Source organism: Streptomyces sp. NBC_01669 (assembly GCF_026339735.1).
In the GTDB taxonomy this organism is placed as follows: domain Bacteria; phylum Actinomycetota; class Actinomycetes; order Streptomycetales; family Streptomycetaceae; genus Streptomyces; species Streptomyces yanii.
The window spans coordinates 4,027,884-4,041,142 of record NZ_JAPEQG010000001.1; the positions used below are offsets into that span (position 1 = coordinate 4,027,884).

Below are 13,259 nucleotides of genomic sequence, written 5' to 3' on the forward strand. Positions count from 1 at the left end.
TGCGGTGCGGGAAGGACGGGAACGTCAGTTGGCGGCGTTGTCGGCCGCCTTGACGAGCGCGTCCTTGGTGACCGCGCCGACGTAGACCTTGCCGTCGTCCGTCATCAGGGCGTTGACCAGCCGAGTCTTGAAGACCGTGCCGGAGCCGAACTTTCCGGTGACCTTGTCGCCGAACGAGTCCAGGAACTGCTGGGCCGCGGGCGGAACATCCGCATTCTTCTCCGACGAGGGGAGTCCCTCGCCGGCCGGTGCCTCGATCGCGTAGATCGCGCCCCAGCCCTCGCCGATGACCTTCGCGCCTCCGCCGCCGGCGATCTTGTCCAGACCGGTCAGGCCCTCCGGCCCCTTCTCGACGTTCTTCTCCGCCTTCGCCTCGTCCGCCTCGGTCACCTTGGTGCCCTTGGGCGGGGTGAACGTGAACGAGGACGCGGCGGGCCTGGCGAAGTCGACGCTGGTGAACCCGGCATCGATCACCGCCTTGCCACCGCTGCTCGGGGAGAGGGTGAACTTCAGCGGTACGCCGTTCTTCGCGTCGACCGCGACGGTGATCGCGCCGATCGTCGAGCCACCCTGCTTGGGCTTGATGACCAGCTTGTACGCATCACGCCCGGCGACCTGCGCCGTGCCGTCGACCGTGACGGAGGTGGTGGAGTCCGCCGCCTTCAGCGCCTGCTCGGCCAGCGCCTTCGGTGTGGTCGGCACGCCCTCCGGGGCCGTGTGCCCCTCGTGCTTCCCGGCGTCAGGGGCCTTGTCGGTGGTCGCGTGGTACGCCTCGTCGGACTTGCTGTCGTATGCCCAGAGCTGGTCCCCGTTGCGGATCACGCTGTACTCGGCGGCGCTGTCCAGAATGGAGAGGCGCTGCTTGTCGGGGCCGTCGGCGGCCACCCGCAGCGTGTGCGTGCCGGAGGCGAGCTCCGTCAGCCTGTCCTTCGGGGCGGCGCTCGAACCGCCCTGCTCGCCGCCGGCGCTTTGGGCGAACGACTCGGCCAGACCGCCCAGCGACGGGATGCCGAGGTCGGTGCTGACCCGCACCGTGCCGGAGAGCTGCTGGGTGTCCGAGGCCGCGATCTTCTCGATGAGCTGCTGTGCGCTGATCTTCGGCAGCTCGGGGTCACCGGAGTCCGCGAGCGCCGGGACCAGACCGATCGTCGCGGCCGCCACCCCCGCCACCGCGACCGGGACAACGTAGCGGGCCGCCTTTCTGCGGGCAGCCGTGGTGCTCGTGGCGCTGCCGGTGGTCTCTGCGCTGTCGTTCGGTGCCATGTGTGCCCTACCTCCGTGGTCGGCGGCTTCCGTCCGGATGCACTCGTCCACTCCGTGCCGCCGTTCTCACCCGATGTGGTCAGGAGTGGTTGTTCTCCATCTGACCAAAATCACCGGACGGAATCATCAACCCGCGGAAGCAACTGCGCATACCTCTTCGGTATGACACAACGCGGTCGTCCCTCCCCCGACCCGTAGGGGTAGGGGCCGGCGAACGCCGCTGGGGCTTCCGCACGAGAGGCTCTAGCCCGCGCGGTGCACCACGGCGTCGCACAGCTCTTCCAGTGCGGCCTTCGCGTAGCACTCGGGAAGCGGCTTCAGGGTCGCCCGCGCCTCCTCCGCGTACCTGACGGTGTCGCGCCGGGCCTGCTCCAGCGCCGGGTGCGCCCGCAGCCGGCCGAGCGCCTCGGCCAGCCGGTCGTCGTCGCTCAGGTCGCCGTCCAGCAGCTCAAGGAGCTCCAGGTCGTCCGGCTTGCCGCCGGCCGCCGCCTGCGCCCGCAGGTGGAGGACGGGAAGCGTCGGGATTCCTTCACGCAGATCGGTGCCGGGGGTCTTGCCGGACTCGTGACTGTCGGAGGCGATGTCGAGCACGTCGTCGGCGAGTTGGAAGGCGACGCCGAGCCGCTCACCGTACTGGGTGAGGATGTCGACGGCGGACTCGTCGGCGCCGGCCATCATCGCGCCGAACCGGCACGCCACGGCGATCAGCGAGCCGGTCTTGCCGCGCATCACGTCGAGGTAGTGGTCGACCGGGTCGCGGCCGTCGCGCGGGCCGGCGGTCTCCAGGATCTGTCCGGTCACCAGGCGTTCGAACGCCTCGGCCTGGACGCGTACGGCCTCCGGGCCGAGGTCGGCCAGGATGTGCGAGGCGCGCGCGAAGAGGAAGTCGCCGGTCAGCACGGCCACCGAGTTGCCCCAGCGGGTGTTGGCGCTGTCGACGCCACGGCGTACGTCCGCCTCGTCCATCACGTCGTCGTGGTAGAGCGTCGCGAGATGCGTCAGCTCGACGACCACGGCGGACGGCACGACGCCCGGCGCGTCCGCGTCGCCGAACTGGGACGCCAGCATCGCCAGCAGTGGCCGGAAACGCTTGCCCCCGGCCCGTACGAGATGCTGCGCGGCCTCCGTGATGAACGGGACGTCGCTCTTGGTGGCATCCAGCAGCCCCGCCTCGACAGCGGCCAAACCGGTCTGGACATCGGCCTCAAGAGCCTGGTCCCGCACGCTCAGTCCGAACGGCCCGACGACGGTCACGAGGGGATCTCCTGTCTGCTGACGATCACACGGAATGTCGATGTGTCGCTGTCATCACTCAACTCAGCGTATCCGGTCCCGTTTGGATCACCGTGGGCGCCTTCCCGCCACCGCCGGTATGTTCGTGATCAGCTCATACGATCAGGAGTAGGCCCTTTGTCCCACAGCGCTGCCGCCCTCGACGAGACAGAGCCGCCGACCGCCGACGACCACGCCTGTTCCAGCCGGTCACGGGGGCTGATGACCCTGTCCTGCCCGGAGGCCCGGAAGCGGTTCTCGTTCCTCGGCACGCAGGCCGTCCCGGTCCTCCATTTCGCCGACACGGTGGCGACCCGACACGGTGGCGAACGGCACCGCGGTGCGGGCCGGTCCGGCCGTCGTCGCGGCCGGCCCCTGGCTCAGAGCCTGTCGGGTGCACCATGCACCCCGTCCACCGAGGTACCGCCATGCACATCCGGACCAGGTTCCCGTACGACACCACCCATGAGGACGTCCGCATCCCGCTGCCGGACGGCACCCGGCTGTACGCGCGGATCTGGCGGCCGGTCACCGACGAACCCGTGCCGGCACTCCTGGAGTACCTGCCGTACCGGCTGAGCGACTGGACGGCGCCGCGCGACTGGCAGCGCCACCCCTGGTACGCGGGCCACGGCTACGCCTCGGTCCGCGTGGACGTCCGCGGGCACGGCAACAGCGAGGGGATGCCGGGCGACGAGTACGACGCGACCGAGCTCGCCGACGGGGTCGCCGTCATCCACTGGCTGGCCGAGCAGGAGTGGTGCTCCGGCCGGGTCGGCATGTTCGGCATCTCCTGGGGCGGCTCCAACTCGCTCCAGATCGCCGCACTCGCCCCGGAGCCGCTGCAGGCGATCGTCACCGTCTGCTCGACCGACGACCGCTACGACAACGACGTGCACTACATGGGCGGCTCGGTCCTCGCCGTCGACATGCACGCCCGCGCGGCCACCATGCTCGCCTTCGTCTGCCGACCGCCGGACCCGGCGCACGTCGGCAAGGGCTGGAAGGACATGTGGTGCGACCGGCTCGAAGCGGTCGAGCCGTTCATCCACACCTGGCTGGCGCACCGGACCCGCGACGACTACTGGAAGCACGGAAGCGTCTGCGAGGACTACTCTGCCATCCGGGCGAACGTGCTCGCGGTCGGCGGCTGGCACGACCCGTACCGCGACACCGTGCTGCGGCTCATCGAGCACCTCGACCCGGCGAAGGTGCGCGGGCTGATCGGCCCGTGGTCGCACCAGTACCCGGACCGCGGCCTGCCGCCGGGACCCTCGATCGGCTTCCTCCAGGAGACGCTGCGCTGGTGGGACCAGCACCTCAAGGACAGGGACACCGGCGCCATGTCCGAGCCGCTGCTGCGGTCCTGGATCAGCAAGTCGCACCGGCCCGCGACGGTGTACGAGACGCTGCCCGGACGGTGGGTCGGTGACACCGGCCGGCCTTCGGAGAACATCACGCCGGTCACGTACGCCCTCCAGGGCGGACCGCAGACCGTCGACTCGCCGCAGCACACCGGGCTGGACGCCGGGCGGTTCCTCCCGTACGGCAACGACGCCGATCTGCCGCCCGACCAGCGCGACGAGGACGCCAAGTCGGTCTCCTTCGAATTCCCGGTCGAGGACTCCCCCATCGAGATCCTGGGCCGCGCGAGGGTGAAGCTCCGGATCCGGATGGACGTGCCGCGCGGCCAGGCGATCGCCCGGCTCTGCGACGTCGCCCCGGACGGCGCGTCCACGCTCGTCACCCGCGGCGTCCTCAACCTGTCGGCCCGGCACGGCCGCGACCGGTCCGACGACTGGCCGGCCGGTGCGACCGAGGACGTCGCCTTCGAGCTGAACGGCATCGGGCACACCTTCCCGCCCGGCCACCGCATCAGGCTCGCCGTCTCCTCCTCCTACTGGCCGTGGATCTGGCCGCAGGCCGGTTCGGCGGGCTTCACGCTGGACGCGGACGGCAGTTTCGTCGAACTGCCGGTGCGCCGCCGCACCGAGGATCCCTCGATCGGGTTCGAGCAGGCGGAGCAGTCGGAGCCGCTCGGCGTCGTCCTCCCGGTGACGCTCGACGAGCCCCGCCCGGAGCGGCTGGTGGTCCGCGACGTCGCCAAGGGCGAATGGCGGCTGGAGGTCGACCCGCGCTACGGCGGCACCCGCGTCCACCCGGACGGCCTCGAGTTCACCGAGGACGCGGTGGAGAGGTACACGATCCAGGAGAACGACCCGCTGTCGGCGCGCACCCGCTCCGACTGGACGATCCGGCTGCACCGGCCGGAGATGGCCTGGGACGCGCGGATCGAGACGCGGTCCGAGATCGGTGCGGACGCGACCGACTTCATCACGTCGGACGAGGTGGTGTGCAAGGACGGCGACGAGATCGTCTTCCACCGGACCTGGGAGAGGCGGATCCCGCGCACAGCGGGCTGAAAAGACCGCCGTACCCCTGCTCACGTGGGGGTATGCCGGAACTTTCCGGTCATTGCGCGTAGTTGCGACACTGCCGCGGGGTAGCGACACCGACGTAACGTGTCCCCCAATCGACCTGGAAAGCGAGGCAGCAACAGATGCCCGAGCAGAACAGCCCGCTCGATCTGGCCGAGGGCGACCCCTTCGGTCCGCACAACCTTCCGTACGGGGTGTTCTCCACCCACGACCACCCCGAGGACCGCCGGGTCGGCGTCCGCATCGGCGGCCACGTGCTGGACGCCGGAGCCGCGGCGCACACGCTCGGCTCGCCCTACGCCCAGCTTCTCGCCCAGCCGGACCTGACCGCACTGCTGTCGGCGGGCCGCACGGCGTGGCGGGACGTCCGACGGGCGTTGACCGCGTGGGTGACGGTTCCGGCGCACCGCCCGGACATCGAGCCACTGCTGCATCCGGTCGAGTCGGTGACGCTCCATATGCCGTACGCGGTCGCGGACTACGTCGACTTCTACGCCAGCGAGAACCACGCCACCAATGTCGGAAAGATCTTCCGGCCGGACGGCGCCGCACTGACGCCGAACTGGAAGCACCTCCCGATCGGTTACCACGGCCGGTCCGGCACCGTCGTCGTCTCCGGCACGGATGTGGTGCGCCCCTCCGGCCAGCGCAAGGCCCCCTCCGACGCCGCCCCGGTCTTCGGCCCCTCGGTCAAGCTGGACATCGAGGCCGAGGTCGGCTTCGTGGTGGGTGTCCCCTCGGAGCAGGGACGGCCGGTCCCGCTCGGCAGGTTCCGCGACCATGTCTTCGGGCTCTCGCTGCTCAACGACTGGTCGGCGCGGGACCTGCAGGCGTGGGAGTACGTCCCGCTGGGCCCGTTCCTCGGCAAGTCCTTCGCCACGTCCGTATCGCCGTGGGTGACGCCGCTCGAAGCCCTGGAAGCGGCCCGGATCGCCCCGCCCGCCCGGGACTTCCCGCTGCTCCCCTACCTCGACGACACGGGCGAGGAGGAACCCGGCGGCCTCGACCTGCGGATCGCGGTCGCGATCAACGGGCAGGTGGTCGCCGAGCCGCCGTTCGCCACCATGTACTGGACGGCGGCCCAGATGCTGGCCCACATGACGGTGAACGGCGCCTCGCTGCGCACCGGCGACCTGTACGGCTCCGGCACGGTCAGCGGCGCCGAGCCCGGACAGCGCGGCTCGCTCCTGGAGCTCACCTGGAACGGCAGCGAACCGCTGGAACTCCCCGAGGGCAAGAGGACCTTCCTGGAGGACGGTGACACGGTGACGATGACCGCCTGGGCGCCGGGACCGGACGGCACACGGGTCGGTCTCGGTGAGGTGACGGGGCGGATCGTGCCCACGCCATGACGCCGCCCGCGCTCACGCTCCCCGAGGAGCTTCTGCTGCTGGCGCTGGACCCGCGGCGCGGCAAGCCGTACTGCCGAAACCGTTTCCTGGAGTACGCGGTGGCGGGCGCGGTCCTCGCGGAGCTGGAGCTCCAGGGCCGGATCGCCGAACAGCTCGGCCGGATACGGGTGATCAGTCCGCTCGCTCCCCAGGACCCGCTCCTCGCACAGGTCCTGGGGAGCCTGCCGGCCCCGGACGAGGGCGGGCTCGCGGGCGGGGTCAGCGCGAAGCGGTGGATCCGGCGGACCGGCCGGTACGTCGAGGAGCTGTGCCTGGAGCATCTGGTGGGCCGCTCGGTCCTGCGCAGGGAGACCCACCGGCTCCTCGGTCTGCTCCCCTACCACCGCCACCCGGCGGCGGACCCGGCCGGACCGGCCGCGGTCCGGGAACGCTTCGCGGCCGCCGAGGCAGCCGGCTTCCCGGACCGGCGCACCCGCACACTGGCCGCGCTGGTCTCGGCGACCGGCCTGTCGGGCGCCGTGGCACAGGGCGGCTGGAGAAGCCGTTCGACGATGCGCGACCTGGTGCACGACGAGTGGACCGCGTACGCGGTGCACCAGAACGTACGCCAGGACAAGGCCAACCGGAGCGGCACAAGTGCGGGGGGCGGCGGAGGCGGCGGGGACGGCTGACCCGGGCAAGGTGGCCGGGACAGGCGCCTGGCCGGTGGCTGACCGGGGCAGAGGCCGGCCGGGACTCCCGACGGTCAACGGTGCGCGGGGCGATCACACGTTCGGGGGAGCCCTATCCCATTCCCGGCGGATACGCTGGAAAGTCCCGCGAGACTCCGACGCATGGGAGCACTGATGAGCGTCGAACCCGAGGCCCCCGAGCCGCGGTGGGCGGTTCCGCCCGTGGGCGGCTGGACCGCCGATGACCTGGACACACTCCCGAATCTGCCTCCGCACACGGAGCTGATCGACGGGAGCCTTGTTTTCGTGAGTCCGCAGAGCCTGTTCCATTCACGGGCGGTCGACTTCTTCAACTGGCAGTTGCAATCACTAGCACCAGGCGACCTTGAGGTGGTGCGCGAGTTCACCATCGACATCGACCGCTACAACCGACCCGAACCCGACGTGATCGTCGTCGACGGCGAGGTCATTCAGGACCCGGACCAGACCCGCTTCCCCGCGGAGTCGGTGCAGCTGGCCATCGAGGTCGTTTCTCCTGAGTCGCGGTCGCGGGACCGGGAGACCAAGCCGGTGAAGTACGCCCGGGTCAAGATCCCGCACTTCTGGCGGGTGGAGAACCAGGACGGCCGAGCGGTGGTCTACGTCTTCGAGCTGGAACCCGCCACCGGCGCCTACATCTCCACCGGCATCTTCCACGACCGGATGAAGGTCTCCGTGCCCTTCCCGATCGATCTCGATCTCACCGCGATCACCCCGCGCCGCCGGGCGGCGGACCCGGAGTAGTCCGGCCCCCGCCGCCCGGCCCCGGCGTTCACTCGTACTCGGGCGGCTCCTCGTCCCAGCCGAACTCCGGGTCCGCGTCCGGGGCCACCGGCGGTCCCGGAACCGGGGCCGGAACATGGTGCGGGGCCGGTGCGGGTCCCGGGTCCGGCGCCTCGGGCCCTGCGGCCCCGAACGACCCCAGCACCTCCAGCACACCTTCGCCGTACGTCGCCAGCTTCTTCTCGCCCAGGCCGCCGATGCCGCCCAGCTCGACCAGGGAAGCCGGCCGCACCGTCGCGATCTCGCGCAGCGTCGCATCGTGGAAGATGACGTACGCCGGGACGCCCTGCTCCTTCGCCCGGGCGCCACGCCAGGCCCGCAGCGCCTCGAAGACCGGTACGGCCTCCGGGTCCAGTTCGGCGACGGCCGCCGAGGCCTTCGCCTTGCGTTCGCCCTTCGAGGAGCGCGACGCGGGCTTCGCCGCCTCCTTGCGCAGCCGTACCTCGCGCTCGCGGCCGAGCACCGAGCCGCTGTCCTCCGTCAGCACCAGCGTGCCGTACTCGCCCTCGACCTCCAGCAGGCCCTGGGCCAGCAACTGCCGGACCACGCCCCGCCATTCCGCCTCGGACAGCTCCTCGCCGATGCCGAAGACCGACAGCTGGTCGTGGTCGAACTGGATGACCTTCGCGGTCTTGCGGCCCAGCAGGATGTCGACGATCTGGCCTGCGCCGAACTTCTGGCCGCGCTCCCGCTTCAGCCGGACCACGGTGGACAGCAGCTTCTGCGCGGCCACCGTGCCGTCCCAGGTCTCGGGCGGGGTGAGGCAGGTGTCGCAGTTGCCGCAGGCCGCGGTCTGGGGCTCCTGGCCGAAGTACGTGAGCAGCCGGGCGCGCCGGCAGTCGGCGGTCTCGCACAGGGCGAGCATCGCGTCGAGGTGGGCGGCCGCGCGTCGGCGGAACGCCTCGTCGCCCTCGCCGCCCTGGATCAGCTTGCGCTGCTGGACCACGTCCTGGAGGCCGTACGCCATCCAGGCCGTGGACGGCAGCCCGTCGCGGCCCGCGCGGCCGGTCTCCTGGTAGTAGCCCTCGACCGACTTCGGCAGATCGAGGTGGGCGACGAACCGTACGTCCGGCTTGTCGATGCCCATGCCGAACGCGATCGTCGCCACGACGACAAGGCCGTCCTCGCGCAGGAACCGTGCCTGGTGGCGCGCACGCGTCCCGGCGTCCAGACCCGCGTGGTACGGAACCGCCTCGATGCCGTTGCGGCAGAGATACTCGGCGGTCTTCTCCGTCGAATTGCGCGACAGGCAGTAGACGATGCCGACGTCCCCGGCGTGCTCCTCCTTCAGGAAGGAGAGCAGCTGCTTCTTCGGGTCGGACTTCGCCACGATCCGGTACTGGATGTTGGGCCGGTCGAAGCTGGCGACGAAGTGCTTCGCGTCGGGCATGCCCAGACGGTGGGTGATCTCCTGGTGCGTGGCGTTCGTCGCCGTGGCCGTCAGGGCGATCCGGGGCACGTCGGGCCAGCGCTCGCCGAGCACGGACAGGGCCAGATAGTCAGGCCGGAAGTCGTGGCCCCACTGGGCGACGCAGTGCGCCTCGTCGATGGCGAAGACGGAGATCTTTCCGCGGGCGAGCAACTGGAGGGTGGAGTCCAGGCGGAGCCGCTCCGGCGCCAGGTACAGCAGGTCGAGCTCACCGGCGAGGAATTCCGCCTCCATGACCCGGCGCTCGTCGAAGTCCTGGGTGGAGTTGATGAACCCGGCGCGCACACCGAGCGCCCGCAGCGCGTCGACCTGGTCCTGCATGAGCGCGATCAGCGGTGAGACGACGACACCCGTACCTGGTCTGACCAGGGCCGGGATCTGGTAGCAGAGGGACTTTCCGCCACCGGTGGGCATGAGGACGACGGCGTCACCGCCCGCCACCACATGGTCGACGACCGCTTCCTGTTCGCCGCGGAACGTCTCGTACCCGAACACCCGGTGCAGCGTCTGCTGCGCTTCGCTCTCGGCGCTCTCGGTCACATCCACCATGGTCCCGCCCGTCCCGCTCATCGCTCTGTCCCCCGGGGTCCATCCCGTTCTGTCCTGCGCCGTCCCCTGCCACGATAAGCGCCGCCGGTGACAACGCCCGCCACGCTTGACAAGCCCGCGCTGCCTGCCGCTCCCGGAAAGCCGATCGCCGGGCAGGCTCGGAATGGAGCCCGCCCGGCGATCGGGAGCGGAACGGCAACCGGGACACCGGTCGGCCGCTCCGCGTCACCTCACGAACACTCCCGCCTGGCTCGCCAGGTCGAGGAAGTACTGCGGGGCCAGGCCCAGCACCAGCGTGACGGCGACACCGACCGCGATCGTCGTCATCGTCAGCGGGGACGGGACGGCGACCGTCGGGCCGTCCGCCTTCGGCTCACTGAAGAACATGAGCACGATGACCCGGATGTAGAAGAACGCGGCAATGGCGGACGAGATCACACCGATCACGACCAGGCCGCCCGCGCCGCCCTCCGCCGCCGCCTTGAAGACCGCGAACTTTCCGGCGAAGCCGGAGGTCAGCGGGATACCGGCGAAGGCCAGCAGATACACCGCGAAGACTGCGGCGACCAGGGGCGAGCGCCGTCCGAGTCCCGCCCACTTCGACAGGTGGGTCGCCTCGCCGCCCGCGTCGCGCACCAGCGTGACGACGGCGAACGCGCCGACCGTCACGAAGGAGTACGCGCCCAGGTAGAAGAGCACCGAGGAGATGCCGCTGGGGGTCGTCGCGATGACACCGGCGAGGATGAATCCGGCGTGCGCGATGGACGAGTAGGCCAGCAGCCGCTTGATGTCGGTCTGGGTGATGGCGACGACCGCACCGCCCAGCATCGTGACGATCGCGACGGCCCACAGGACCGGCCGCCAGTCCCAGCTGAGGCCCGGCAGCACCACGTACAGCAGGCGCAGCAGCGCACCGAACGCGGCGACCTTCGTGGCCGCGGCCATGAAGCCGGTGACCGGCGTCGGGGCGCCCTGGTAGACGTCCGGGGTCCACATGTGGAACGGGACGGCGCCGACCTTGAAGAGCAGCCCGGTCAGGATCATCGCGCCGCCGATCAGCAGCAGCACGTCGTTGCCCATGGTGGCGGCGAGCGCCGGGTCGATCTGGGTGACGGAGCCGTCGACCACGTTGGCGATGGCCGCGTACGAGACGGAGCCCGCGTACCCGTACAGCAGGGCGATCCCGAAGAGCAGGAACGCCGACGAGAAGGCGCCGAGCAGGAAGTACTTCACCGCCGCCTCCTGCGACATCAGCCGCTTGCGGCGGGCGACGGCGCACAGCAGGTAGAGCGGGAGGGAGAAGACTTCCAGGGCCACGAAGAGCGTCAGCAGATCGTTGGCCGCCGGGAAGACCAGCATGCCCGCCACCGAGAAGAGGACCAGCGGGAAGACCTCGGTGGTGGTGAAGCCCGCCTTGACCGCGGCCTGCTCGCTCTCGCTGCCGGGCACCGAGGCGGCCTGTGCGGCGAACGAGTCGACGCGGTTGCCGTGCGCCACGGGGTCGAGCCGCCGCTCGGCGAAGGTGAAGACGGCGACCAGCGACGTCAGCAGGATGGTGCCCTGCAGGAACAGGGCGGGTCCGTCGACGGCGATGGCACCCATCGCGGCGATGTGCGCCTTCGTCGTGCCGTACCCCCCGGCCGCGAGGCCGATGACCGCTGCGAACGCGGCGGCGAGGGCGACGACGGTCAGGAAGACCTGGGTGTAGTAGCGCGCCCGGCGCGGCACGAAGGCCTCGACGAGTACGCCGACGACGGCGACACCGATCACGATGAGGACCGGGGTCAGCTGGGCGTACTCGATGACCGGCGCCTTGAACTTCTCGTCCGGGGCGGCTGCTGTCACCCCGCCCGCCATTGTCCACAGGCTGTGGACAGCTGTTGCGCTCACTTGGCGGCCTCCACCTCAGGCTGGGGGTCCTTCTTGTGTACGTCCGACATGGTGTGCTGCACCGCCGGGTTGACGATCTCCGTGAGCGGCTTCGGATAGACGCCCAGGAAGATCAGGAGCGCGACGAGCGGGAGGACCACCACCAGCTCCCGGACCTTCAGGTCCGCCATGCCCTGGACCCCGGCCTTCACCGGGCCCGTCATCGTCCGCTGGTAGAGGACGAGGACATAGAGCGCGGCGAGCACGATGCCGGTGGTGGCGATGATGCCGGCCGCCGGATATGCGCTGAACGTGCCGACCAGGACGAGGAATTCGCTGACGAACGGGGAGAGGCCGGGGAGCGACAGGGTGGCGAGCCCGCCGATCAGGAACGTGCCGGCCAGGACCGGCGCCACCTTCTGCACACCGCCGTAGTCGGCGATGAGCCTCGAACCGCGCCGGGTGATCAGGAAGCCGGCCACCAGCATCAGCGCGGCCGTCGAGATGCCGTGGTTGACCATGTAGAGCGTGGCGCCCGACTGGCCCTGGCTGGTCATCGCGAAGATGCCCAGGATGATGAAGCCGAAGTGCGAGATCGACGCGTAGGCGATCAGGCGCTTGATGTCGCGCTGGCCGACGGCGAGCAGCGCCCCGTACACGATGCTGATCAGCGCGAGGACCAGGATCACCGGCGTCGCCCACTTGCTGGCATCCGGGAACAGCTGGAGGCAGAAGCGGAGCATGGCGAAGGTGCCGACCTTGTCGACGACCGCGGTGATCAGGACGGCGACCGGTGAGGTCGCCTCGCCCATGGCGTTGGGCAGCCAGGTGTGCAGCGGCCAGAGCGGGGCCTTCACCGCGAAGGCGAAGAAGAACCCGAGGAACAGCCAGCGTTCGGTGCCGGTCGCCATGGAGAGCGAGCCGTTGGCGCGGGCCTCGGCGATCTCGGAGAGCGAGAAGGTGCCCGCGACGACGTACAGGCCGATGACGGCGGCCAGCATGATGAGCCCGCCGGCCAGGTTGTAGAGGAGGAACTTGACCGCGGCGTACGAGCGTTGCGCCGCGGCGTTCTCGTCGCTGCCGGAGTGCGCCCGGTCCCCGAAGCCGCCGATGAGGAAGTACATCGGGATGAGCATGGCTTCGAAGAGGATGTAGAAGAGGAAGACGTCGGTGGCCTCGAAGGAGAGGATCACCATCGCTTCGACCATGAGGATCAGGGCGAAGAAGCCCTGGGTGGGACGCCAGCGCGAGGACTTCGTCTCCAGGGGATCGGCGTCGTGCCAGCCGGCCAGGATGACGAACGGGATCAGCAGGGCGGTGAGCGCCAGGAGCGCCACCCCGATGCCGTCCACACCCAGTTCGTACCGGACGCCGAAGTCCTTGATCCAGGCGTGCGATTCGGTGAGCTGGTAGCGGGCGCCGCCCGGCTCGAAGCGGGCGAGCACGATGCCCGCCAGCACGAGGGTGGCCAGCGAGAAGAGCAGCGCCAGCCATTTGGCGGCGGTGCGCCGGGCGGCCGGGACGGCGGCGGTGGCGATCGCGCCGATCGCCGGGAGCGCCGCCGTCGCTGTCAGGAGGGGAAAGGACATGGTGA

At 70.4% G+C, this 13,259-nt stretch carries 9 protein-coding genes; 4 read left to right on the top strand and 5 right to left on the bottom strand.

The features are described from left to right. Positions 1 to 24: 24 nt before the first annotated feature. Positions 25 to 1,263 carry a DUF2092 domain-containing protein gene (locus tag OG972_RS17865; RefSeq protein ID WP_266982700.1) on the bottom strand — a complete coding sequence of 413 codons (1,239 nt, stop codon included), beginning with the start codon at positions 1,261 to 1,263 and terminating at the stop codon, positions 25 to 27. 243 nt (positions 1,264 to 1,506) lie between these two features. Continuing rightward, positions 1,507 to 2,517, bottom strand: a complete 1,011-nt coding sequence (locus OG972_RS17870) for a polyprenyl synthetase family protein (protein WP_266982702.1) — start codon at positions 2,515 to 2,517, stop codon at positions 1,507 to 1,509. 446 nt (positions 2,518 to 2,963) lie between these two features. Between OG972_RS17870 and OG972_RS17875 the strand changes: the two genes are divergently transcribed. The 4 genes from OG972_RS17875 to OG972_RS17890 all read left to right on the top strand — a co-directional run bounded on the left by OG972_RS17875 (position 2,964) and on the right by OG972_RS17890 (position 7,779). Beyond that, positions 2,964 to 4,958 (top strand): CocE/NonD family hydrolase, encoded by a 1,995-nt coding sequence (locus tag OG972_RS17875; protein WP_266982704.1) that lies wholly within the window; start codon positions 2,964 to 2,966, stop codon positions 4,956 to 4,958. Between the two features lie 137 nt (positions 4,959 to 5,095). Further along, positions 5,096 to 6,325 (top strand): fumarylacetoacetase, encoded by a 1,230-nt coding sequence (fahA, locus tag OG972_RS17880; RefSeq protein ID WP_266982705.1) that lies wholly within the window; start codon positions 5,096 to 5,098, stop codon positions 6,323 to 6,325. Beyond that, a complete protein-coding gene (locus OG972_RS17885; protein ID WP_266982707.1) occupies positions 6,322 to 6,996 on the top strand; it encodes a GPP34 family phosphoprotein in 675 nt (224 codons plus the stop codon). The genes fahA and OG972_RS17885 overlap by 4 nt, the downstream gene beginning before the upstream one ends. A 174-nt stretch (positions 6,997 to 7,170) precedes the next feature. Further along, complete coding sequence (locus OG972_RS17890; protein ID WP_266982709.1) at positions 7,171 to 7,779, top strand: Uma2 family endonuclease; 609 nt, start codon at positions 7,171 to 7,173, stop codon at positions 7,777 to 7,779. A 28-nt stretch (positions 7,780 to 7,807) separates the two neighbouring features. Here OG972_RS17890 and recQ read toward each other — a convergent pair whose 3' ends face one another. The 3 genes from recQ to OG972_RS17905 form a co-directional block, all read right to left on the bottom strand. Beyond that, positions 7,808 to 9,787 (bottom strand): DNA helicase RecQ, encoded by a 1,980-nt coding sequence (gene recQ / locus OG972_RS17895; RefSeq protein ID WP_266982711.1) that lies wholly within the window; start codon positions 9,785 to 9,787, stop codon positions 7,808 to 7,810. Positions 9,788 to 10,021: 234 nt separating this feature from the next. After that, complete coding sequence (nuoN, locus tag OG972_RS17900; protein WP_266982713.1) at positions 10,022 to 11,686, bottom strand: NADH-quinone oxidoreductase subunit NuoN; 1,665 nt, start codon at positions 11,684 to 11,686, stop codon at positions 10,022 to 10,024. Next, positions 11,683 to 13,254 carry an NADH-quinone oxidoreductase subunit M gene (locus OG972_RS17905; protein ID WP_266982715.1) on the bottom strand — a complete coding sequence of 524 codons (1,572 nt, stop codon included), beginning with the start codon at positions 13,252 to 13,254 and terminating at the stop codon, positions 11,683 to 11,685. The genes nuoN and OG972_RS17905 overlap by 4 nt, the downstream gene beginning before the upstream one ends. Between the last annotated feature and the right edge of the window lie 5 nt (positions 13,255 to 13,259).